The 22,743-nt window shown below is 73.4% G+C and carries 20 protein-coding genes, 1 tRNA gene and 2 pseudogenes; 11 read left to right on the forward strand and 12 right to left on the reverse strand.

The features are described 5' to 3' along the window. Positions 1–10 precede the first annotated feature (10 nt). The 3 genes from B5D80_RS06210 (at position 11) to B5D80_RS06220 (ending at position 1,887) form a co-directional block, all read left to right on the forward strand. The gene (locus B5D80_RS06210) at positions 11–676 is read left to right on the forward strand and encodes a DUF305 domain-containing protein (RefSeq protein ID WP_088642807.1); all 666 of its coding nucleotides are present in this window, start codon (positions 11–13) and stop codon (positions 674–676) included. A 184-nt stretch (positions 677–860) separates the two neighbouring features. Then, positions 861–1,571, forward strand: coding sequence for a winged helix-turn-helix domain-containing protein (locus B5D80_RS06215; protein ID WP_088642808.1), 711 nt, complete (start codon positions 861–863; stop codon positions 1,569–1,571). Between the two features lie 244 nt (positions 1,572–1,815). Then, positions 1,816–1,887, forward strand: a tRNA-Arg gene (locus B5D80_RS06220). 222 nt (positions 1,888–2,109) lie between these two features. Here B5D80_RS06220 and ligD read toward each other — a convergent pair. Beyond that, the gene (ligD, locus tag B5D80_RS06225) at positions 2,110–3,069 is read right to left on the reverse strand and encodes a non-homologous end-joining DNA ligase (RefSeq protein WP_088642809.1); all 960 of its coding nucleotides are present in this window, start codon (positions 3,067–3,069) and stop codon (positions 2,110–2,112) included. A 344-nt stretch (positions 3,070–3,413) separates the two neighbouring features. Between ligD and B5D80_RS06230 the strand changes: the two genes are divergently transcribed. The 3 genes from B5D80_RS06230 (at position 3,414) to B5D80_RS06240 (ending at position 6,619) form a co-directional block, all read left to right on the forward strand. Further along, positions 3,414–3,746: a winged helix-turn-helix transcriptional regulator gene (locus B5D80_RS06230; protein ID WP_245854284.1), complete on the forward strand. Its 333-nt coding sequence runs from the start codon at positions 3,414–3,416 to the stop codon at positions 3,744–3,746. An 85-nt stretch (positions 3,747–3,831) separates the two neighbouring features. Continuing rightward, a complete protein-coding gene (locus tag B5D80_RS06235) occupies positions 3,832–4,419 on the forward strand; it encodes a TetR/AcrR family transcriptional regulator (RefSeq protein WP_088642851.1) in 588 nt (195 codons plus the stop codon). Positions 4,420–4,432: 13 nt separating this feature from the next. Continuing rightward, the gene (locus B5D80_RS06240; protein ID WP_088642810.1) at positions 4,433–6,619 is read left to right on the forward strand and encodes an MMPL family transporter; all 2,187 of its coding nucleotides are present in this window, start codon (positions 4,433–4,435) and stop codon (positions 6,617–6,619) included. A 92-nt stretch (positions 6,620–6,711) separates the two neighbouring features. Here B5D80_RS06240 and B5D80_RS06245 read toward each other — a convergent pair whose 3' ends face one another. Then, a complete protein-coding gene (locus B5D80_RS06245) occupies positions 6,712–7,968 on the reverse strand; it encodes an erythromycin esterase family protein (RefSeq protein ID WP_088642811.1) in 1,257 nt (418 codons plus the stop codon). 90 nt (positions 7,969–8,058) lie between these two features. On the opposite strand from B5D80_RS06245, the gene B5D80_RS06250 reads away from it, so the two are divergent. Then, a complete protein-coding gene (locus tag B5D80_RS06250; RefSeq protein ID WP_088642812.1) occupies positions 8,059–8,250 on the forward strand; it encodes a DUF2795 domain-containing protein in 192 nt (63 codons plus the stop codon). 8 nt (positions 8,251–8,258) lie between these two features. Here B5D80_RS06250 and B5D80_RS06255 read toward each other — a convergent pair whose 3' ends face one another. From B5D80_RS06255 to B5D80_RS06280, 6 genes and pseudogenes are all read right to left on the reverse strand, one after another. Further along, complete coding sequence (locus tag B5D80_RS06255; protein WP_088642813.1) at positions 8,259–9,758, reverse strand: molybdopterin-dependent oxidoreductase; 1,500 nt, start codon at positions 9,756–9,758, stop codon at positions 8,259–8,261. A 36-nt stretch (positions 9,759–9,794) separates the two neighbouring features. Then, a complete protein-coding gene (locus B5D80_RS06260; protein ID WP_088642814.1) occupies positions 9,795–10,433 on the reverse strand; it encodes a fasciclin domain-containing protein in 639 nt (212 codons plus the stop codon). A gap of 94 nt (positions 10,434–10,527) precedes the next feature. Continuing rightward, the gene (locus tag B5D80_RS06265) at positions 10,528–11,265 is read right to left on the reverse strand and encodes an anti-sigma factor (protein WP_088642815.1); all 738 of its coding nucleotides are present in this window, start codon (positions 11,263–11,265) and stop codon (positions 10,528–10,530) included. Then, positions 11,262–11,903 carry an ECF RNA polymerase sigma factor SigK gene (gene sigK, locus B5D80_RS06270; RefSeq protein ID WP_088642816.1) on the reverse strand — a complete coding sequence of 214 codons (642 nt, stop codon included), beginning with the start codon at positions 11,901–11,903 and terminating at the stop codon, positions 11,262–11,264. The genes B5D80_RS06265 and sigK overlap by 4 nt, the downstream gene beginning before the upstream one ends. A gap of 109 nt (positions 11,904–12,012) precedes the next feature. Next, positions 12,013–12,804 (reverse strand): annotated as a pseudogene (gene erm, locus B5D80_RS06275) (ErmE/ErmH/ErmO/ErmR family 23S rRNA (adenine(2058)-N(6))-methyltransferase); the annotation flags it as partial. A gap of 542 nt (positions 12,805–13,346) precedes the next feature. After that, complete coding sequence (locus B5D80_RS06280; protein WP_088642818.1) at positions 13,347–14,252, reverse strand: Gfo/Idh/MocA family protein; 906 nt, start codon at positions 14,250–14,252, stop codon at positions 13,347–13,349. 205 nt (positions 14,253–14,457) lie between these two features. Between B5D80_RS06280 and B5D80_RS06285 the strand changes: the two genes are divergently transcribed. Together B5D80_RS06285 and B5D80_RS06290 are read left to right on the forward strand one after the other, a co-directional pair. Then, entirely contained in the window at positions 14,458–14,862 is a 405-nt protein-coding gene (locus B5D80_RS06285; protein WP_088642819.1) for a hypothetical protein, read from the forward strand. Next, positions 14,855–15,350, forward strand: a pseudogene (locus tag B5D80_RS06290) (hypothetical protein). Before B5D80_RS06285 ends, B5D80_RS06290 begins: the two are co-directional and overlap by 8 nt. Here the strand turns inward: B5D80_RS06290 and fabG are convergent. Further along, positions 15,323–16,081, reverse strand: a complete 759-nt coding sequence (gene fabG, locus B5D80_RS06295) for a 3-oxoacyl-ACP reductase FabG (RefSeq protein WP_088642821.1) — start codon at positions 16,079–16,081, stop codon at positions 15,323–15,325. The pseudogene B5D80_RS06290 and the gene fabG sit on opposite strands and share 28 nt — an antisense overlap. 98 nt (positions 16,082–16,179) lie before the next feature. After that, positions 16,180–17,832, reverse strand: a complete 1,653-nt coding sequence (locus tag B5D80_RS06300) for an alpha-amylase family protein (RefSeq protein ID WP_088642822.1) — start codon at positions 17,830–17,832, stop codon at positions 16,180–16,182. Positions 17,833–17,944: 112 nt separating this feature from the next. On the opposite strand from B5D80_RS06300, the gene B5D80_RS06305 reads away from it, so the two are divergent. Next, positions 17,945–18,559: a DUF1349 domain-containing protein gene (locus B5D80_RS06305; RefSeq protein WP_088642823.1), complete on the forward strand. Its 615-nt coding sequence runs from the start codon at positions 17,945–17,947 to the stop codon at positions 18,557–18,559. 154 nt (positions 18,560–18,713) lie between these two features. After that, positions 18,714–19,385, forward strand: coding sequence for a DedA family protein (locus B5D80_RS06310; protein ID WP_088642824.1), 672 nt, complete (start codon positions 18,714–18,716; stop codon positions 19,383–19,385). Positions 19,386–19,492: 107 nt separating this feature from the next. Here the strand turns inward: B5D80_RS06310 and B5D80_RS06315 are convergent, their stop codons facing one another. Both B5D80_RS06315 and B5D80_RS06320 read right to left on the reverse strand, forming a co-directional pair. After that, the gene (locus B5D80_RS06315) at positions 19,493–21,055 is read right to left on the reverse strand and encodes a cellulose binding domain-containing protein (protein ID WP_088642825.1); all 1,563 of its coding nucleotides are present in this window, start codon (positions 21,053–21,055) and stop codon (positions 19,493–19,495) included. A gap of 225 nt (positions 21,056–21,280) precedes the next feature. Beyond that, positions 21,281–22,717: a carbohydrate-binding protein gene (locus B5D80_RS06320; protein ID WP_088642826.1), complete on the reverse strand. Its 1,437-nt coding sequence runs from the start codon at positions 22,715–22,717 to the stop codon at positions 21,281–21,283. Between the last annotated feature and the right edge of the window lie 26 nt (positions 22,718–22,743).

Here is a 22,743-nt window from a genome sequence, read left to right on the forward strand (position 1 = left end):
GGACGTGGCGATGACCGCTCCCGCGACGACCGACACGCCGCCCGTCGAGCCCCCGGTCACCCCCGCAGGTGACCGGCGGCCCGCCGGCCGTTACGGCGTGCTCGCGCTGGCCGCCGCCGTCGTGGTCGGCCTCCTCCTCGGGTACGCCGGCGGCCTGCTCACCCCGACGTTGACCCGGCCGGGCGACAGCTCGCCGGAGGCCGGCTTCGCCCGGGACATGAGCACCCACCACGCCCAGGCGGTCGAGATGGGGCTGATCGCCTTCGACCGGGGCACCGACCCCGAGGTGCGGCAGATCGGCGGCGACATCGCCACCGGCCAGCAGGGCGAGATCGGCACCATGCAGACCTGGCTGCGGTCGTGGGGGCTCGACCCGACCGGCAGCGAGCCCCGGATGGCCTGGATGCCCGACGGGGCCAGGGTCGAGAACGGCCTGATGCCGGGCATGGCGACGCCGGAGGAGATGGCCAAGCTGCGCGTCGCCCAGGGGCGCGAGCTGGACGTCCTCTTCCTCCAGATGATGATCAAGCATCACCTCGGCGGCATCCACATGATCCAGGGCATCCTCGACGCCGGCAGCGACGACGACGTCCGCAAGGTCGCGCAGATCATGAAGAACACCCAGCAGACCGACCTGACCAACCTGCAGAACGCGTTGAAGCGCCTGGGCGGCTGACCCGCCCGACCTCCTGGGAGGCCCGCGTACCGCTCCGGCGGACGCGGGCCTCCGCGCATCCACCGACCCGATGACAGGATATGGGTGATTTGCATCTTTAGCGCGCTGCGCACCTTTGAGCCTCTACGAGAGGTTTCTACCCACATATCGTGACCAGTTGCGATTAGTGCTCGTTGCGTAGGACGTGGGGGTTGCACTCAGAGACGCGCGGCGCTCGGTCACCAGCTGGTGCCGACGCCACACCATCGGCGGTGACGGAGCGGTGGCAGCCGCCCGTCGCGGACACCGGCAGGGCGAGTCGGGAGCGCTCAGCCGGCAACAGGAACTCGAACTGATCGACGTACTGCGCGGCGTCCACCCCGACGAGTTCGGGCTGGACGAGGAACTCTGGACGCGCCAGAGCCTCGCCGCGCTGATCCAGCGCCGCTTCGACCTCACCATGGACGCCGGCACGGTCGGGGCGTACCTGCGGGCCTGGGGGCTGGGCCCCCGGGAACCGCGCGAGCGGGCCTGCGGGCTCTGCGTCGGCGCGGTCGAACGCTGGGTACGCGGCGAGTACCCGGCCATCACCCGGGCCGCCCAGGAACACGACGCGGAGGTCTACTGGATCGGCCGGGTACGCCTGCGGGGCACCATGCCCGCCGCAGAGGTGATCTCGGCGGTGTCCTCCCGGGGGCGGGTCCGGTTCATGGTCACCACGCCGAGCGTGGACCCGCCGCTGCCCCGCGACTTCGTGCTCCGGCTCAGCGGCGCCGACCAGCACCCGGTGCACCTGATCGTGGACGGCTCCTGGCCCCGCAACGAGTGGCCCCGCCGGCTGCCCCGGCGCATCGTCCTGCACCCGCTGCCGAGTTGCGGGCGCACCCTGGCACCGCCTGACCGCCTGACCGCCTGACCGGCCAGCCGGCCATCGACCACCGGCCTCGATCCGCCCGGCCGGTGGCGGTGGCCGATCCGCCTCGCCGGCCCGGTGGCCGATCCGCCAGGCCCGGCCGCCGGCGACGTTCCACCGCCGACGGCCGTCGCGGTCGGCCCCGGGCCCGCCCCCATGATCATGCAGGTCAGCGGGGTGCGCCGGTGGGGGCCGGGTGGCGATTCGGTGATCCCGGAGGGGTTTGCTACTCTTCTCAGGTCGCTGAGCCCCCGTAGCTCAGGGGATAGAGCACCGCCCTCCGGAGGCGGGGGCGCAGGTTCGAATCCTGCCGGGGGCACACTTGCTAAGGAAGCCGCGACCAGCACGAGAAGGCTGCTGACCAGGGGAAACCCGATCAGCGGCCTTCGTCGTGTGTCCGGCTGTCAACGACCCGGGCGGGCGTCCGGGTCACCGCGACGATCCATGCAGTATCGCCCCCGTGGCGCTGTCCCGGCTCGATGATGCCGCTCCATCGGCCCACAGGAGTCGATCACCACTCGGCCGGGCGGGCGACGGCCGGTCAGGGGGCTTCGCGGCGGGCCCTGGCGCGGCGTTTCCCCTCGTGCATGGCCTGCACCCGGGGCACCGGGATGGTCCGCCCCTCGGCGACCAGGTCGGCGGGGAGGCGCTGCGGCGCGGGCATCGCCCCGGCCCACGGGTCCCGGTCACCGAGCAGCGCGGGCACCGTCCGTACGGTGAAGTCGGCCGGGCTGACCCGGTCGAGGTCGTCCCAGGCCACCGGGAAAGAAACCGGCAGCCCGGGGCGCATCCGGGGGCTGTACGCGGCGACCACCGTCGCCCCGCCGGCCCGGGTGGGGTCGACGAAGACCCGGCCGCCCCGGTCCTCCCGGATGAAGGCGGTGGTCGCCGTCTGCGGGTCGAGCCGCTCGGTGTGCACGGCGAGCGCCCGGGTCGCGGCGGCCACCTCCTCGGCGGTGGTGTCCGGGTGCACCGGTACGAAGACGTGCAGCCCCTTGGCCCCGCTGGTCTTCACCGCGCCGGCCAGCCCGACGTCGGCCAGCGCCCGGCGGACCGCCCCGGCGACCCGGGCCACCGTCGGGAAGGCGTCCCCCTCGGGCGGGTCGAGATCGAGCACGAGGTGGGTGGGCTGTTCGGGGCGGGTCGCGGTGACCAGCGCCGGGTGGTATTCGACGGCCCGCTGGTTGGCGAACCAGAGCAGGGTGCGCCGGTCGTCGCAGAGCGCGTACGACACCTGGCGGTGCGAGGTCTCGGCCCAGATCGAGGTGCGGCGCACCCAGTCGGGGGTGTACTTCGGCAGGTTCTTCTGCATGAACGGCTCCTGCCCGCGCAGCAGCCGGACCACCGACAGCGGCCGGTCGCGCAGGCCGGGCAGGATGTGCTCGTGTACGGCGTCGAGGTAGTCGACCAGGTCCCGCTTGGTCAGGTCACTGCCGGCGAGCAGCGGCTGGCCCAGGTTGGTCAGGCCCACCCCGTCCCGCGTCTCCTCCGCGCCACCCATCCACCCACCCTCCCGGCCGTGCCGGCCGGGCGCAACTGCGACACGGATCGGCCGCCGGTCCCGTCGTCGGGGTACCCGTCTGTGACCATGGCACCGGCGGAAGGAGACCCCTCGTGTCCCGGGAACACAGCGACGGCCGTACGGGCGGGCGGCAGGACGACGCCGGCAGCGCCGCCACCGAACCGGACGGCCCCGCCGCCGGGGAGTACGACGGCGGCTACCAGCACGCCGCGCGACGACACGACGGTGGGCAGGACGCCGGGGACCAGCACGCCGTGCGACAGGACGGCCGGGAGCAGGACGGCGACGATTGTGCCGGCGGCGGGCGGGACGGCGACTGCACCCTGCGGGAGGCGTTGGACCGGGTGGGCGGCAAGTGGGCGATCGGCATCCTGCTGGCCGCCTCCCCCGGCCCGGTGCGCTTCTCGGAGCTGACCCGGCAGGTCGAGGGGATCAGCCGCCGGATGCTCACGCTGACCCTGCGCAACCTGGAACGGGACGGCCTGTTGCACCGCCTGGTGCATCCGGGCGTGCCGCCGAGGGTCGAGTACCGGGCCACCCCGATGGCGTTGGAGCTGTACGAGCCGTTGCGGGCGCTGACCGCCTGGGCGGACCGGCACCGGACGGCGATCAGCGAGGCGCGGGCGGCGTACGACAGGCAGAACGGCCGGGGGTGAGGAACGCCGCGCTGTGGCGAACGCCACCGACTTGCTCTGACCGATCGGTCAGTGTCTGACCGATCGGTCAGGCATGCTGGAACGCATGATCCGACGCACCCCCCGTACGCACGGCGAGATCCTCGCCGCAGCGGCCCGGCGGTTCGCGGTGACCGGCTACAAGGGCACCTCGTTGCAGGACATCGCCCGCGAGGTGGGCTGCTCCAAGGCGGCGGTGCTCTACCACTTCGCCGGCAAGGAAGCCCTGCTCGCCGAGCTGATGGCAGGACCGATCGCGGTCCTGCGCGAACTGGACGAGCGGATCTCGGCGCTGACCGGCACGGCGGCGCAACGCGTGGCGGCGGAGGGCTTCGTCGACCTCGCGGTGCGGTTCCGGGGCGAGATCGCGCTGCTGCGCGGGGAGTTCCCGGAACTGCTCGCCCAACCGGCCTTCGCCCACATCCAGCGCATCTCCGAGCGGCTGATCGAGGCGATGACCGGCCCCGACGGCGGGCAGGACGCGCGGGTCGCCGCGCTGGTGCTGCTCGCCGGCATCGCCGAGGGGTGCGGCGCGTTCGCCGACATCCCCGACGAGGAACTGCGTCCCGCCCTGCTGGCCATCGCCCAGCGGGTGCTCGTCACCCCCGCACCGCCGCCACCACGGCCACCTCTCGACCACCAACACCAGGATTGAGGACAAGGATCTGATGGCGACCCTGCTGTACCGGCTAGGCCGGGCATCGTTGCGCCGCCGGCGACTCGTCGTCGCCGTCTGGCTCGTCGTACTCGTCGGCCTCGGCATCGCCGCCGCCACCCTGAAGGGCCCGACGGCCAGCAACTTCACCATGCCCGGGACCGAGTCGCAGCAGGCGTTGGACCTGCTCGCCGAGCGGTTCCCGGCAGCCAGCGGCGCCACCGGCACCATCGCGGTGAAGGCGCCCGCCGACGGCCAGTTGACCACCCCCGACGGGCAGGCCGTGGTGAAGGGGGTCGTCCAGGAGGCCGCCACCCTGCCCGGCGTCATCGGCGCGGTCGACCCGTACCAGTCCCAGGCGATCACCCCCAACGGCCGCTACGCGCTGATCCAGGTGCAGTTCGCCACCGGCGCGGACGACGTCACCGACGACCAGCGGGCGGCGTACGAGAAGGTCGGCGCGCAGGCCGAGGCCCAGGGGTGGCAGATCGCCCCCGGCGGTGAGGTGCTCAACGCGGAGCCGGAGGTCGGCTCGACCGAGGCGCTGGGTGTGCTCGTCGCCGCGATCGTCCTGATCATCACGTTCGGCTCGCTGGTCGCGGCCGGGATGACCATGCTGAACGCGCTGATCGGCGTCGGGGTCGGCATGGCCGGCCTGTTCGCGCTCAGCAGCGTGGTCGAACTGACCAGCACCGCACCCATCCTGGCCCTGATGCTCGGCCTGGCGGTCGGCATCGACTACTCGCTGTTCATCACCTCGCGGCACCGGCAGCACCTGCTCGAAGGGCTCACCCCGGAGGAGGCGGTCGGCCGGGCCGTCGGCACCGCCGGTTCCGCCGTGCTCTTCGCCGGCGCCACCGTGGTCATCGCGCTCGCCGGCCTCGCCGTGGTCGGCATCCCGTTCCTCACCGTGATGGGTCTGGCCGCCGCCGGCACGGTCAGCGTGGCGGTGCTGGTGGCGATCACCCTCGCCCCCGCGCTGCTCGGGTTCGCCGGCCGCCGGGTGCTGCCCCGCAAGCTGCGCAACGTCACCCCGGCGGCCGAGGTCACCGACGCCGCGCCGGCCGCCGAGGACCGCTCCGGTTTCGGGTTCCGCTGGGCGCAGTGGGTGACCCGGCTGCGCATCCCGGTGATCCTGGTCGGCCTGCTCGGTCTCGGGCTGCTCGCCCTGCCGGCCCAGGACATGCGGATCGCCCTGCCGGACGCCAGCACCGCCCCGGTGGGCAGCCCGGCCCGCACCAGCGCCGACCTGATCCGGGAGGGCTTCGGTCCGGGCTTCACCGGCCGGCTCGCCGTGGTGGTCACCTCGGACTCCCCGCAGGACACCGCCGCCGCCGTGCCGCAGGTCGCCGCGCTGGTCCAGCGTACGGACGGGGTGTTGGCGGTGGCCCCGCCGCAGCTCGACCCGTCCGGGCGGACGGCGCTGATCGGGGTGATCCCGAAGAGCGGGCCGACCGACGCGGCCACCGAGACGCTGGTGCACGACATCCGGGACCGGGTGGGCTCGATCGGTAACGCCGAGGTGCTGCTGACCGGCGTCACCGCGATCGGCATCGACGTGTCCGAGAAGCTGTCCGACGCCATGCCGGTCTACCTGCTGCTCGTGGTGGGGCTGTCGATCCTGCTGCTGATGCTGGTCTTCCGGTCGATCCTGGTGCCGGTGAAGGCCGCGCTGGGCTTCCTGCTCACGGTGGCCGCCACCTTCGGCATCACCGTCGCGGTGTTCCAGCAGGGCCACCTCGCCAGCCTGGTCGGCCTGGACAGCCCGGCCCCGCTGATCAGCTTCCTGCCGATCCTGCTGATCGGCATCCTGTTCGGCCTGGCCATGGACTACGAGGTCTTCCTGGTCTCCCGGATGCGGGAGGACTTCGTGCACGGCGACACGGCCCGGCAGGCCACCATCAACGGGATGGGGCACGGGGCCCGGGTGGTCACCGCCGCCGCGCTGATCATGATGTCGGTCTTCGGCGGCTTCGTCTTCCTCGACGACCCGGTGATCAAGTCGATGGGCTTCGCGCTCGCCGTCGGTGTCGCCATCGACGCCTTCGTGGTCCGGATGACCATCGTCCCCGCCGTGATGTCCCTGCTGAACGCCAGGGCGTGGTGGCTCCCCCGCTGGCTCGACCGGGCCCTGCCCAACGTCGACATCGAGGGCGAGGGCCTCCGCGCCCACCTCGACAAGCACCCGGTCAACGTCTGACCCTGCCGATCATGGAGTTGTGGTGCCGGACGGAACGGGGTGAACACCCCGGACCGGGCACCACAACTCCATGATCCACGGAGGTGACCGGGTCACACCCCGGCGGGGTAGGTTTCCAGTTCGCCTGTGGTGGTGCGGGCGGGGAGCGGGTGCAGGGCGGTGGACTGGTCGCACCAGACGAAGGCGTCGTAGCGGTCGGCCAGCCGGCTCGGCACGTAGTTGCCCCAGCGTTCGAAGGTGGGGTCGTAGACCACCCCGATCGCCCGGTGCTCGACGGTGCCGGTGACCCAGTCGGGCTGGTCGGGACCGCCGAAGACGAGCACCGCCCGCTCCGGCAGCAGTTCGTGCAGCCGCCACTCCACCGAGCCCTCCCGGGCCGGCGGCACCGTCATCACCTCGGCCGGTGAACCCCAGTGCGGGGCGGCGACCACGGTGCCCCGGTAGCCGCCGAAACCGATCAGCGTCACCGCGTCCCGGCCGAGGCGTTCCCGGGCGAGCTGGCCGATGTTGACCATCCCGTCGCCGGCCATGTCGGTGGCGCGGGCGTCCCCGATGTGGGTGTTGTGCGCCCAGACGATCCCGCGTGACCCCGGCCCGTACCGGGTGAGCAGCCGGTCCAGGGTGTCGGCCATGTGGATGTCGCGCACGTTCCAGGAGTCCGGCCCGCCGTGCACCATCGCCCGGTAGTACCGCTCCGCGCCGGCCACCACCTCCGCGTTCTGCCAGGCCGCGAACGCGTCCGGGCCGTCCGAGGCGACGTGGGCCCGGGTACGCGCCAGCAGCCGGATCACCTCCTCCTCGCAGCGGGCCGAGACGAACCGGCTGGCCGCGCCGTACTCCTCGACCCGCCGCCCGTACGGCTCGAAGCACCGGTACGCGTCCTGCGCCGCCTCCATCGACTTCGGGTCCTCCTCGCCCAGGTAGTCGAAGATGGCCTGCATGGACTCCCACAGGCTGTAGACGTCGAGCCCGTGGAAACCGGCCCGCTCCCGCTCGGGGCGCTCCAGGTTCCACGCCCGCAGCCAGCGGCAGAACCGGTCCACCTCGGCGTTGGCCCACATCCAGGTGGGCCAGCGGGTGAACAATCCCAGCGCGGTACGCGGGTCCTGCGCGCCGCCGGGCGCGCCCACCACCGAGCGGTGCACCCGGTCGCAGTCCGGCCAGTCCCCCTCCACCGCCACGAAGTCGAACCCCTGCTCGGCGATGAGCCGCCGGGTGAGCTGCTCACGCAACCGGTAGTAGTCGTGACTGCCGTGCGTCGCCTCGCCGATCATCACCACCCGGGCGTCCCGGGCGCGCTCCAGCAGCGGGTCGAAGTCGCTCGGCGTACCGAGCCGCTGTACCAGCATGGGCGGGGCTACCCGGCAGGGTCGGCGGACAAACCGCCGGTCGGCCCGCGGTGGGTGGTGTGTCGGCGGGCGGAACGGGTAGCCGGCGGCATGACCGTCACCGGGATGCAGTTGCAGGAGTACCTGGCCGGGCTCGACTACCCGGTCTCCCGCGAGGACCTGGTCCGCTGGGGTCAGGAGAACGGCGCCGGCACCGAACTGCTCCAGATGCTGCGGGCGTTGCCCGCCGGGCAGTTCGACGACCCGGCCGAGCTGCACGAGGCCCTCGGCACCCTCGCCTGACTGTGGCGTCAGGTGACGGAGACGCTGACGGTGTGCCAGCCGGTGGCACCGTCCGGGAAGGGTGGGCGACGTTCCTGCGGCTGGATCGCGCCGGTGCCGTCGGTGGCGCGTACCCGCAGGCTGTGCCCGCCCGGCGGGGCCGACCAGGCGTACCGCCACTGGACCCAGGTGTCGGTGGAGGCGGTGGGCAGCAGTTCGGCGGTACGCCAGGGTCCGCCGTCGACCGAGACCTCCACGGCGGCGATGCCCCGGTGCTGCGCCCAGGCCACCCCGGCGACGGTGAACCGGCCGGCGTCCAGCCGGGCGAACGGGGCCGGCCGGTCGATCCGCGACGCGGTCTTCACCGGCGCCTCACGGGCCCACCCGCGCCGCACCCAGTACGCGTCGAACGCGGCGAACGTGGACACTTCAAGCTCCACCACCCACTTGCAGGACCCGGCGTAGCCGTACACCCCGGGGGTGAGCATCCGGACCGGGAAGCCGTGGGTGAACGGTAGGGGTTCGCCGTTCATGCCGACGGCCAGCATCGCGTCCCGGCCGTCGAGGACGGTGGCCAGTGGGGTGCCGATGGTCATCCCCTCGTCGGAGCGGGCCACCAGCTGGTCCGCGCCGGCACGTACCCCGGTCTGGCGCAGCAGCGGCGCGAGGGGCACGCCGAGCCAGCGGGCGGTGCCGACGTACGGACCGCCGACCTCGCCGGAGACGCAGCTGAGGGTGATGTCCCGCTCGATCAGACCTCGGTCGAGCAGGGCGGCGAAGTCCAGTTCCACCGGCCGGTCCACCAGGCCGTGCAACCGCAGCTGCCACGAGTCGGCGGCCAGCCGGGGCACGGTCAGCGCGGTGTCCACCCGGTAGAAGTCGGTATTGCGGATGTGGAAGCCGGCGGCCGTGCCCGGCGGCAGCGGCGGTGCCGGGCTCACCGGCGCGGGTAACCTGACCGCCGCCCGGGACCGGTCCGCGTCCTGCGCACCCGCCCGGCGCAGCAGCGCCGCTCCCGTCCCGGCCAGTGCCGTCCCCGCCAGCACCGTGACGGCGTTGCGGATCAGCGTCCGCCGGGTCGGCCCGGTGCCCCGCTGCGGTTCGGGTCGACCGGGCAGCGGGACGAACCGCCACAGCAGGGCCGCCACGACCGCCCCGGCCAGCGCCGGCAGGGCGTCGGGGGGCCGGGCGTCGGGACGGGTCAACGCCGCCGCCGCACCGACGACGCCGAGCACGAGGGGACCGAGCAGGCCGAACACCGGACGCCGCCGGGCCAGGATCCCGGTGCCGGCGGCGAGCAACGCCAACACCAGGCCGATGACGCCGATCAGCAGCGGCTTGTCGTACGTGCCGAAGGTGCGGACCGCGAACTCCTTGACCGGGGTGGGTGTGCCGTCGATGACGGCAGCACCGACTGCGACGATCGGCGCGGCCTGCGGCCGGACGGCCGTGGCGAGCAGTTCCGCCAGCGTCACGGCGGCAGCGGCGAACAGCAGCCCCGAGCCGGCCGGTACGAGAATCCGACGCACGGTGGACCTCCTCTCCACGGCTCGTCCGGTTGCCGGTCAGGACTTCGGCATCAGCACGGAGTCGACGATGTAGACGGTGGCGTTGGCGGTCTGCACGTTGCCGCAGACGACCATCGAGGTGCCGTTGACGGTGAACTCGGTGCCGCTGCCGCTGACCGTCACATCGCCACCCTGGAGGGTCTTGTGGGTGCCGGCGAGCTGCCCGGGGGCGAGCTTGCCCTGCACCACGTGGTAGGTCAGCACGTCGGTGAGCATCTTCTTGTCGGCGAGCACCTTGTCCAGGTCGGCCTTGGGGAGTTTGCCGAAGGCGTCGTTGGTGGGCGCGAAGACGGTGACGCCCTGGGCGCTGTTGAGCGAGTCCACCAGGTCGGCCTTCTTGACCGCGGTCACCAGCGTGCTGAGCAGCGGGTTGCCGGAGGCGGCGGTGGCCACCGGCACCTGCGCCATGGCCGCGAAGCTGCCCGGGTCGGCGGCGTCGGTCGGCACGGCGGCGCAGCCGGGGCCGAACTGGCCGTCGGCCATCGCCGGGGTGGTGCTGGCCGGCGCGCTGGTCGCCATCGGGGCGCTGGTCGCCGGGGCGGCGGTGCCGGTCTCCTCGGCCTCCCCACCGCAGGCGGCGAGGCCGAGGGCCACGGTCGCGGCGATGACGGTGGCGGTGAGCTTCATGGGGCGCATCAGTCGAATCCCTCCAAGTAGTGAAACTGTGCATCTGAGAGGTATTCGCGGCCCGGGGTCCGCCGGATGGGTCGAGATCGGCGAAGATTCCGGATCACGTGACCGGCAGGGCCACCAGCGGGGTCGTGGTCGGTGCCGACGAGCCACCTGCCGGTTCCTCGGTCACCCCGAACGTGACCTTGCCGCGTACCCCGTCGAGCAGCACCGTCGCGGCGCCCCGACCAGCCGGCAACAGCCCCGCCGAGGTGGCGGTGCCGCCCTCGATCAACCAGAGCTGGTAGACCCGCCCGGCCACCGGAACGGCCAACCCGGACAGCAGGGCCACCCCCTCGTCCCGGCCGGCGGAGGCGACCACGGTGACCCGGCCACCGGCGGGCACCGCCCCGGTGCGGACCACCGCGTCCGGAGCGGCGAGCACCGCCCCGATCCGGGCCACCTCGTCCCGGGCGGCCGTGACGTCGGTACGCGCGTCGCGTACCCGCTGTTCCTGGATCGCCCAGGTGACCGTGCCGGCCGCTGCGGCCAGGACCACCGCGGCGGCTGCGGCAGCCACCCGTCGACGCCACCGGTCGCCTGCCGCCGACCCGTCCCGGCCACCCCGGCCGGGTCGCTCCTGCGGGGTACGGCTGATCTCCGCCAGCACCGCGTCGCGTAGTGCCGGTGGTGGCACGGACCAGGTCGGGTCGGCGAGCCGGGCGATCGCCTCGCGCAGCTCGGCCACCTCCACCCCGCAGGTCTCGCAGTCGCGCAGGTGCCGGCCGAAGGCGGCCCGCTCGACATCGTCCACCGCGTCGAGCACGTACGCACCGGCCAGTCCGTGAATGTCGGTCATCTGCCCAGCTCCACTCCGAGGCAGTCCCGCAGGCGGATCAACCCGTCCCGCATCCGGGTCTTGACGGTCGGCAGGGCGGTGTCCAGCAGACCGGCAACCTCCCGGTAGCTGTGGCCGCCGTAGTAGGCCAACGTGATCGCCTCCCGCTGCACCTCGGTCAGCGCCGCGAGGCAGCGGCGCACCTGCTGACGTTCCAGCCGCGCCGCAGCCTCCTCGACCACCTCGTCGTACGGGGTCGTACCGGAACTGGCGGCCACCCGGCGGGCCCGCTCGGCACCGGCCTGCTCGGAGCGGACCCGGTCCACCGCCCGCCGGTGCGCGATGGTGAACACCCAGGCGGTGGCCGAACCCCGGGTCGGGTCGAAACGGGCGGCGGTGCGCCACACCTCGACCAGCACCTCCTGGGCCACCTCCTCGGCCTGCGCCGGGTCCCGCAGCACCCGTCGGGCCAGCCCGTACACCCGGGGCGCGACGATCGCGTACAACTGTTCGAAGGCCGCCTCGTCGCCGCGTGCCACGGCCCGCAGCAGCCCGTCCGCCTCCGCCCGGGAATCCGACACCGGGTCGGGGACCGCCCGCAGCCCGGGTCCGTCCCCGGCCGGTGCCGTGGGATCACCGGCGTTGTCGCCGTGGGTCATCCGGTCTCGCCCTCCGTCCACGCCGCCCGCCCGTACGGTAGGCATTCGGTGCCGGGACCGGGCCGGATTGGTCGCCGTCCGTCCGATCCCGCCAGGGCTGCGGGGCGCGGGCATGCAGCAGCCGGAACAGCACCAGCCACTGCTCCGGCCAGACCAGCCCGACCGGGGTGGCCGGGTCGAGCCGCGCCGCCCGCAGCGCGCCGTCGACCCGCCGGCCGGGGTGGGCCGTGCGCAGCGAGGCCGCGAGCGACCCGCCCGCCCCGCCGAACCCCAGCTCCACCATCCTGCGGTACGCGGGCAGCCCGGCCGGGTCCAGCAGCGCCGTCGGCCGGCGTTCGATCCGCAGGATGCCCCCGTCGACGGCGGGCACCGGGCGGAACGCGGTACGGGCCACCCGGCCGGCCAGCCGCCAGTGGTACTCCGGCCAGGTCAGCACGGTCAGCCGGCTCCACCGGCCGAGGTCACCGGTCCGCTTGCGGGCGTACTCCCACTGGGTGAGCAGGGTGGCCGCGCGCAGCCGTGGCGCGGCGAGGCACCAGCGGACCACCGCCGCGGTCAGCGACCAGGGAACGTTGCCGACGACGGCGAACGGCTCGTCGGGTGGTGCGGCGGTCAGGAAGTCGGCCTGCCGGTGCCGCACGTGCGGCAGCGTCGCGCACACCGCCGCCAGGGCGGGGATGACGGCCGGGTCGACCTCGTAGGCGATCAGCCGGCCGCACCGCTGCGCCAGTGGCCGGGTGAGCTGGCCACGACCGGCACCCACCTCCAGCAGCAGGTCGTCCGGGCCGGTACGGGCCGCCCGGACCATCCGGGTCACGGCGGCCGGGTCGGTGAGGAAGTTCTGGGACAGTACGCGACGGGACCTGTCGCGTGCGGTGGTGCGGTCGGGGCGGGGCGCCACGGGGCTCGTCCTGTCTGTCGCCGCTCGGCGACGGTACGGACAGGCGCAGCACGACACCGGGCCTGTCCGAGTGGATCGGGACTCGGACGACCCTGGAGATCGGCGGGGACGCGACGCGCGGAGAACGCAGGCGGTGACCGGGCCTGACGGTCACCGGGCACGGTAGGGGCCGGCGTCGCCGGTCGACCGGGTCGGTCGGACGGGCGACACGGACCGCGACCGGCCACGATGGCGGTCAGACCACGGCTGCCGGTCGGACCACGATGGCGGTCAGGCCGGGTGGTGCTCGGGTCAGGCGCGGTGGGCGTCCCGGCCGGCCAGGGCCGGACGCCGGACTCGCGGGCGGGCCACCAGGAGGGGGCCCCGCGCGGCCGACGTGACGGCCACGGTGATCAGGGCGTGCGTGAACATGGAGGCCACGCTAGTGCACCCCGCGCGTCGCGCAACGGCTTTTCCGCTGCTGCCCGCCACGACCGCAGCCGCCGGCAGGCGCATCCGGGGCCGGCCCGGTACACGCCGGGCGGTCGACCCGGTCGGGACGGTCAGGGGCGGAGGTCGACGGTGCGGGCCTCGACGCGGGCGGTCTGGGCCGCCGCCAGGACGGCCACCACCTCCCGACCGAAGCGGACGTCGCACCGGTGGTCCCGGCCACCCGAGTCGATCTCCGCCAGCAGTTGGTCGACGGCGGTGCCGAAGGCGGCCAGCGCGTCGCCGTCGCCGGGCGGGACGGTCGCGGTGCCGTTCTCGCCGAAGAAGACGACGTCCCGGGTGACCGCCGTCGGCGGGGCGTCCAGGGTCAGCGACAGCGCGCTGGTGGCACCCCCGTCGTGGGTGAGCAGCAGGTGCACCAGCCCGCCGGGGCCGTCCATCGCGGCGACCCGGGTGACCCGGCCGAGCACCGGCAGCACGATCGACAGCGCGTGCGGGCCGATGTCCCACAGCGCGCCCTGCTCCCGCCGCCATTGGGAGCCGCCGTACGGGCTGCCGGCGGCGTAGATCGAGGCGAACTGGGTGACCCGGGCGTGCTGCCAGCCGCCGGCCGCGGCGGTGGCGGTGAGGAAGCCGTCGACGTTGGGGTGGAAGCGTTGGGTGAAGAAGACCACCGAGGCCACCCCGGCGGACCGCGCGGCGGCGACCACCCGGTCGGCCTCGTCGAGGCTCAGCGCGAGGGGCTTGTCCAGCAGCAGGTGCCGGCCGGCGGTGGCGGCCCGGACGGCGATCCCGGCCTGCACGTCCGGGGGCAGCGCCACGGCCACCGCGTCGCAGGCGTCGAGCAGTGCGTCGACGTCGTCGAACGCCGGTACGCCGTGCCGGGCGGCCAGCGCGGCGGCCCGGTCGGGGTTGCGCCCCCAGACCCCCACCAGTTCGGCGCGGGGGTGGGCGTCCAGCCCTGCGCCGTGCGTGCGCGCCGCCCAGTGGCCGGTGCCGAACAGGCCGAACCGCAGCACAGGGTACCCCCGGTCTCGTCGTCGGCCACGCCCGTCGCGGCCGTGACCCACGCTAGTCACCCACCCCTGTTTCCGCAGCCGAGGGCCACCTACCCGCACCGCCGGGCCGGCAACCGGGGGGACCCGGGCCGTCGACCCGGGACCGGGACGACGGTGATTACTACGCCGGTTAGTAGGCTGTGCCGGTGACCGAGACACCTATCGGATGGCGGCGATGACCGGCGCGGCGTCGGCCGGTTCGCCGGTGGACGGGGTGCTCGCCACCGTGACGATCGGGCTGTCGCTCGTACTCGCGCTGTGGGCCCTGGTGGCGGCGGTCCGGCACCGGCCGCCGGAGCTGGTGCAGTCGGTCGGGCTGGGCCTGCTGGAGGTGGCGCTGCTCGCGCTGACCGTGTCGGCCATGGTCGCCGTCGTCGGGGGTGAGCGGCCGGGCGAGCCCGGGGCGTTCTTCGGATATCTGGTGACGCTGATCTGCCTGCCCCCGCTGGCCTGGGTGCTGGCCCGGATGGAACCGACCCGGTGGGGGTCGGCGATCGTCTGCGCGGTCTGCCTGGTCCTGCCGGTGGTCGTGGTCCGGCTGCAACAGACCTGGGAGGTCGTCGGTGGCTGACACCGGGACGGCGCGGCGCGCCACCAACGCGGGGCCGGGGCGGCTGCTGATCGCCGTCTACATCCTGTTCGCCATCGCCGCCACGTCCCGGGCGGGGCTCCAGATCGCCACGAAGTTCGACGAGGCGCCGGTGGCGTACCTGCTCTCGGCGGTGGCCGCGCTGATCTACATCGTGGCGGCGGTCGGGCTGGCCCGTGCCGGGCACGCCGGCCGCCGGGTCGCGCTGGCCTGCTGCTCGGTGGAGCTGGTCGGGGTGGTCGGCGTCGGCGTGCTCAGCCTGGTCGACCCCGAGCTGTTCCCCGACGAGACGGTCTGGTCCGGCTTCGGCAGCGGGTACGGGTACATCCCGCTGGTGCTGCCCGTGCTGGGGCTGCTCTGGCTGTGGCGTACCCGCACCGCCGCCGACGCCTGACGTCGGCTCCCGGCGCGGGTGCCCCGGCCCCGACGCTCCGACCCCCGGTCAGTCCTTCGGGCCGCCCGCGACGTAGATGACCTGGCCGGAGACGAAGGACGCGCCCTCGCTGACCAGGAACGAGATGGTGTGCGCGACGTCCTCCGGGCGGCCGGGACGGCGGACCGGGATCTCGGCGGCGGCGTGCTTCTGGAGGTCGTCGAAGTCGACCTTCATCCGGGCGGCGGTGGCGGCGGTCATGTCGGTGACGATGAAGCCGGGGGCGACCGCGTTGACCGTCACCCCGAACGGCCCCAGCTCGATCGCGAGGGTCTTGGTGAAGCCCTGGAGGCCGGCCTTGGCCGCGGCGTAGTTGGCCTGGCCCCGGTTGCCCAGCGCGGAGGTGCTCGACAGGTTGACGATCCGGCCGTACTTCTGCTCGACCATGTGCCGCTGGGCGGCCTGGCTGAACAGGAACGCGCCGCGCAGGTGCACCCCCAGCACGGTGTCCCAGTCGGCGTCGGTCATCTTGAACAGCAGGTTGTCCCGCAGCACCCCGGCGTTGTTGACCAGCACGGTCGGCCCGCCCAACTCGGTGGCGATCCGGTCCACTGCGGCCTCGACCTGCTCCCGGTCGGCGACGTCCGCGCCGACGCCGAGGGCCCGGCCACCGGCGGCGGTGATCGCGTCCACGGTCTCCCGGGTCGCCGCCTGGTCGATGTCGACCACGGCGACGGCCATCCCGTCGGCGGCCAGCCGCCGGGCGGTGGCCGCGCCGATACCGCGCGCGGCTCCGGTGACGATGGCGACGCGGGGTTCCTCCGACATGACTACCTCCCGGTAACTTCTGGCCCGACCGGAGGAGCCTACCCGGCCCGACGTCCGCCGACGCCCCTGCCGGTCAGGGGCGTCGGCGGACGCGCCGGTCAGTAGGTGGTGGAACGGCAGAGCCGGATCCAGCGGTAGCCGTGCCCGCCCAGCTTCAGGCTGTCCAGCTTGCCCACGTCGCCGTAACCCCGGTCGGTCAGGACGTCTATCGGCAGGTCCGCCTCGGCGGCCAGGGTGCTCAGGTCCACCTCCACGTCCTCGGTGCCGAGGTTGTGCAGGAAGACCATGGTGCCGGTGGGGCCGTCGGCGCGGTGCGCGAGCACCCCGGCCGGCATGGGCACGTCGATGTGCGTGGTCGAGCCGGAGCCGATCTCCGGGGCCTCCCGCAGCGTCCGGATCATCCGCTCGAACCAGGCCAGCAGCGACGTGGAGTCGGCCCGTTGGGCGGTGACGTTGACCTTCTGGTAGCCGAAGTCACCCTTGTCGATCACCGGGCGGATCAGCTTCTCCGGGTCCGCCGTGGAGAAGCCGCCGTTCTCCTTGTACGACCACTGCATCGGGGTACGGATCGCGTCCCGCCCGTCCAGCGCGAGGTTCTCCCCCATCCCGATCTCCTCGCCGTAGCGCAGCACCGGCGTGCCGCGCAGCGAGAACTGGAGCGCGTACGCCAGCTCGATGTGCCGGCGGTCGTTGCCGAGCATCGGGGCGAGCCGCCGCCGGATGCCCCGGCCGTAGAGCTGCATGTTCTCGTCCGGGCCGAACTTCGCCAGCACGTCGTTGCGCTGGTCGGCGGTGAGCCGGGACAGGTCGATCTCGTCGTGGTTACGCAGGAAGGTCGCCCACTGGCCGCCGGTGGGCAGCTTCGGGGTGTCGCGCAGCGCGTCGATGATCGCCTCCGGGTCCTCCCGGGCGAGGGCGAGCATCAGCCGGCCGTTGAGCATGAAGTCGAAGAGCATGTGGATGCGGTTGCCCGAGCCGCTGCCGTCGCCGAAGTAGACCGGCAACTGGTCGGGTTCGACGTTCGCCTCGGCCAGCAGCACCGCGTCGCCGCGCCGCCACTGCACGTGCTGGCGCAGGTCGGTGAGGAAGTCGAAGTCCTTGGGCGCGTTCGGGTTGCCCGGCTCGGTCTGTTCGATGATGAACGGCACGGCGTCCATCCGGAACCCGGAGACGCCGAGCTGGAGCCAGAACGAGGTGATCTTCTTGATCTCCTCGCGGACCTTCGGGTTCTCGATGTTGAGATCCGGCTGGAACTTGTAGAAGCGGTGGTAGTACCACGCCTTGGCGGTCCGGTCGTAGCTCCACGTCTCGTGCTGCTCGCCCGGGAACACCATGCCCTGGTGCCGGTCCGCCGGCTCGTGGTCGGCCCAGACGTACCAGTCACGGTACGGCGAGTCGGGCGAGGACCGGGCGGACTGGAACCACGGGTGCTGGTCGGAGGTGTGGTTGACCACCAGGTCGATGATGACCCGGATGCCCCGGTTCTGCGCCTGGTGCAGCAGCTCGGCGAAGTCACCGAGGGTACCCAGGCGCGGGTCGACGTTGTAGAAGTCGGTCGCGTCGTATCCGTCGTCCTGGTTGGGCGAGGGATGGATCGGGTTGAGCCAGAGGCAGGTCACCCCCAACCGCGCCAGGTAGTCGAGCCGGCCGATCAGGCCCCGGAAGTCACCGACCCCGTCACCGTCGGAGTCCGCGTACGTGTCGACGTCGAGGCAGTAGACGACGGCCTCGGAATACCACCTGTCACCCATGCCGGCCTAATGTCTCCGGTGCGCCGACCCCGCAAACGCGAGCCCCGCTCCACCGTCCGTCGGCGACCGCCGCGCCGACCCGGGACGGGCCGGTGCGGGGTACGGTCCGGGCATGGCTGCACATCCGACGGACGGCTCCCGCACCCTCGACTGGGACGAGGGCCGGTGGCTGCACCCGCCGGTACGGGTGGACCGGGCCGGTGACGGCGCGCTGCTGGTGGAGCCGGCCGCCAACAGCGACCTGTGGCGGCACACCAGCTACGGTTTCGTCCACGACGACGGGCCGGCGCTGCTCGCCCCGCTGCCGGCCGACGGCGCGGTCGAGGTGGACTTCCTGCTCGACTACACCGCGCAGTTCGACCAGGCCGGGGTGCTGGTCCGGGTGGACGAACGGAACTGGATCAAGGCCGGGGTGGAGGTCAGCGACGGCCTGCCGCAGCTCGGCGCGGTGGTGACCCGGGAGTTCTCCGACTGGTCGGTGGCACCGGTGCCGCAGTGGAGCGGTCGGGAGGTGACCGTCCGGGCCAGCCGCAGCGGCGACGCGCTGACGGTCCGGGCGCGGGTCGCCGACGAGCCGTGGCGGCTGGTGCGGCTCGCCCCGCTCGACCCGGACGCGGTGGCACTGGCCGGGCCGTTCTGCTGCGCGCCCACCCGGGGCGGGCTGACCGTCCGGTTCACCGGCTGGCGGCAGGGGCCCGCGGACCGGGAACTGCACCCCTCGGACTGATCCCCGGCTCAGCCGGCCGCGGCCGGTCGGCACGACGGCACAGGTCGCAGCGCCCGGCCGGGGGCGGACGGGGTGGGCTCACTCACCACGGGGTGTAAGTGGTGGCCGGCCGGGTACCACTGTCCGATCCCGCCGGCCCGCTGGAAGGACGCCCATGGCTCTCGCCGAGAACGTCGACCCGAACCAGTTCACCGGGCTGACCGGATGGGTGGCGGGCGTCATCGACTCCCTCGGCGCGGTCGGCGTCGCCTTCCTGGTGGCGCTGGAGAGCATCATCCCGCCGATCCCGAGCGAGATCGTGCTGGCGATGGCCGGCTACCTCGCCGCCGAGGGCCGGTTCAGCCTGGTGGTGATCGTCCTCGCCGCGACGGTCGGTTCGCTGGTCGGCGCGCTGGTGCTCTACTGGCTCGGCGCGGCGCTCGGCGAGGAACGGCTCAAGCGCTGGCTGGACCACATCCCGCTGGTCGACCGGGACGACCTGGAGAAGGCCGACCGCTGGTTCGAGCGGCACGGCCGGTGGGCGGTGCTGATCGGCCGGCTGGTGCCGGTGGTGCGCAGCCTGGTCTCCGTCCCGGCCGGCGCGAACCGGATGCCGATGGGCGAGTTCGTGCTGCTCACCACGCTCGGCAGCGGGGTGTGGAACGCGCTGGTCGTCGGCCTCGGCTACACGCTGGGCTCGCGCTGGCAGGACGTGGAGAAGTACAGCGACTGGTTCAACTACGCCATCTTCGCGGTGTTCGCCGTCATGCTCGTGAGCTGGGCGGGCAAGAAGATCCGCTCCCGGCGCGACCGGAACGACAGGCAGTCGGTGACCGCCGACCACTGACCGGCCCACTGCGCCGCCCGACCCGCCCGGGTCCACCGCCCGGGTCGGAAGACCGCCCCCGCCGGTGGAGCCGGACCGCCGCAGCGGCCGGCCCCACCGGGCGGTGCTCAGAACTTCGCGGTGATCGAGGTGAACTCCCAGGTGCCCTGGCTGATGCCGGAGCAGTTGGCGACCACTCCCCCGTCCGGGCAGGCACGGTCGCGGTTGACCGACCAGAAGGTGAACCGGGACAGCCCCCGGGCCTTGGCCCAGTCCCGGATCTGCGTCCAGGTGGCCGGCGAGGTCAACTCCCGCTGGTCGGACAGGCCGTTCATGCCGCTGATGCCCATGTGCGCGTACGCGGTGGCGTCGGACCAGCCGAACGCCGACTTCAGCGTGGTCTTCAGCCCCTCGGCGGCGCCGACGGTGCTCTGGTACATGTCCGCCCCGCCGCCGAAGTCGAACGGCATGATGGTGAAGGTGTCGATGTTGGCCCCGAGCGCGGCGGCCTGCTTGACCAGCCGGGTGCCGTAGTACGACGGCCCGGTGGTCGAGGTGCCGAAGGTGACGATCGTCTTGATCCCCGGATTGTTCTGCTTGACGATCTTCAGCGCGCCGAGGATGCGGTCCTGCACCACCTCGTTCTCGAACTCGTCGCTGTTCTCGATGTCGATGTCGATCGCCTTCAACCCGTACGCGTTGATCACCTGCTGGTACGCCCCGGCGAGGGCGCTGGCGGACGCGCAGTTCGGGCCGAGCTTGTTGCCGCTCCAGCCGCCGAACGACGGGATGACGTCGCCGCCGGCCGCCCGGATCGCGGCGATGGTGTTGGCGTGCGCGCCCCCGGTGAGCGGCCCGGAGCCGTCCCAGGCCGGGGTGCAGCCACCGCCGGAGAGCACGAACGCGATGGTGAACCACTTCACCCCGGTCGCCCCCATCACCGTGGTCGGCGCGGGCGGGTCGCCCCAGCCCGGGTAGAGGTAGGGGGCGGCGGCCATCGTGCCGTTACCGCCGGTGCAGCCGGTGGTGGTGGCCGACACCGCTGCCGACTTCGCCGACTCCCCTGCGGAGTTGTACGCGGTGACGGTCCAGCTGTGGGTGGAGCAGGCGGCCAGCCCGGAGACGGTGGTCGAGGTGCCGGTGACGGTGGCCTTCACCGTGCCGGCCTCGTAGATCCGGTAGCCGGTGACCGTGCCGGAGACGGCGTTCCAGGCCAGCGTGGCCGACGACGAGGTGGTGCCGGTGACCCGCAGTCCACCCGGGGTGGCCGGGCCGGTCGGGTTGCCGGGGCCGCCGCCGGTGCAGGCCCCGCCGTTGACGGTGCAGTTGGTCGGGTCGCCGGTGCCGGCGACGACGAAGCCGAAGGTGGTGCTGGCACCCGGCGCGAGGCTGCCGTTCCAGCTCTGGTTGAGGGCGGTGACGCGCTGGCCGGAGCTGCTCAGCCGGGCGTCCCAGAACGAGCCGACGGTGCTGCCCGAGGGCAGGTCGAACACGACGGTCCACGAGCTGATCGCGGTCGAGGTGTCGTTGGTGACGGTGAACTTGGCCTCGTACCCGCTGCCCCAGCTGGAGGTGCGGACGAAGGCGGCGGTGGCGGCGGACGCGGCCGGCGGGGCCACGAGCGTGCCGGTGACCAGGGCGGCGGCGAGTGCGACGGCGAGGGTGGCCGCGCGGGGGATGCGGAGTCTCACGGGTGGCCTCCAGTGGACCGGGGCGGGGGGACGTCGGGGGTGCGACCGGTCCGGGGTGCGCGGGCCGGTGGACGCGGTCCGGGGGTGGGACCGCCGGGACGACCGGGAAGGCATCCACGGTCGTCCACGTCCGCGCCCATTATTAAGACTCTTAACTGTTAATGTCCAGGGCCGATCGACGAGGGGGTCCGTGCCATACCGGCGCGGACCCCCTTCGCGGCCCGGTCAGCGCCGGAAGGTGAACCAGTTGACGTTGACGAAGTCGGCCGGCTGACCGCTGCTGAAGGTGAGGTAGACGGTGTGCCGGCCGGTCACCGCCGACACGTTGCCCGGCACCGACCGCCAGCTCTGCCAGCCGCCGGTGTTGGCCACGGCGAAGCTGCCGATCGGGGTGGCGGTCGGGCTGTCCACCCGCACCTCGACCAGGCCGCTCACCCCGCCCGCCGCGCCGGAGGCCACCCGGGCCAGGAAGTCGCGCGGGCCGCTGCCGCCGAAGTCCACGTTGTCGTAGCGGGCCCAGTCACCGTTGCGTAGGGCGGCGATGTTCTGTCCGCCCTCGGCGCAGGTCTCGACGGCCACCCCGTTCTGCCCGGAGAACGCCTCGGCCTGGATCGTCGAGTAGGCGTCCACGGTGCCCGACGGCGGCGGCGTGGTCGGGGCCGGCGTGGTGGGGGTCGGCGTCGGGGTGGAGCCACCGCCCCGGCGGTAGACCGCCACGTAGTCGACGAGCATCGGCCGGCCGGAGACGGTCGAGCCGGTCGGCGTGACGGCACCGGCCACCCCGTCCGGGAAGGAGCCGCCCATCGCCACGTTGAGCAGCAGGAAGTAACCGCCGTGGCCGGTCATCTGGGCCCAGTAGGTGGCCCCGACCTGGGTCTGGGTGACGGTGTGGAACAACTGGCCGTCGACGTACCAGCGCAGTTGCTGCGGGCTGACCGAGGTGTCCCACTCGGTGCGGTAGGTGTGGAAGGCGGCCTGGCAGGCGCTGCCGGGGCAGACCCGGGTCGCGCCCAGCCCGCTGAACTCGTTGCACGGCCCGCCGGGGGCCACCCCGCAGTGCAGCGCGCCCCAGACCTGGTTGAGCCCGTTGACGTTCTCCATCACGTCGATCTCGCCGATGCCCGGCCAGTTCTGGTAGTTGCCCCGGTAGGGCGCGCCGAGCGCCCAGAACGCCGGCCAGTAGCCGGCCGCCTGGGCGCCTGTGACGTTGGGCATCTGGATCCGCCCCTCGATCGCCAGCACCCCGCCCGACGGGGGCTTGAAGTCGGTGCGCACGGTCTCGATCCGGGCCGAGGTCCACCGGCCGCCGGAGTCACGCAGCGGGGTGATCCGCAGGTTGCCGGACCCGTCGTGGGCCAGGTTGGCGGTGCTGCCGGTGTACGTCTGGATCTCGCCGGTGCCCCAGTTGGCCGGGCCGCCCGGGTAGCTGGTGCCGGTGTCCACGATCCAGTTGGCCGAGGACGGCAGGGTGCCGGCCGCACCGGTGAAGTCGTCGCTCCACACCAGGCTCCACCCCGACGGCGGCGTCGGGACGGCGGCCTGCGCGGCGACCGAGACGCCGGTCAGCGCGGTGGCGGCGGCGAGCGTGACCGCCAGGGCGAGCCGACGGCGGGGCCGGCGCGGGGCGGTGGGGGCGACCGGAGCCGCCGGGACAGCGTTCATCGGGATGCCTCTCTGGGGGACGGGAG

The sequence above is a fragment of the Micromonospora wenchangensis genome (assembly GCF_002210435.1).
Taxonomy (GTDB): Bacteria; Actinomycetota; Actinomycetes; order Mycobacteriales; family Micromonosporaceae; genus Micromonospora; species Micromonospora wenchangensis.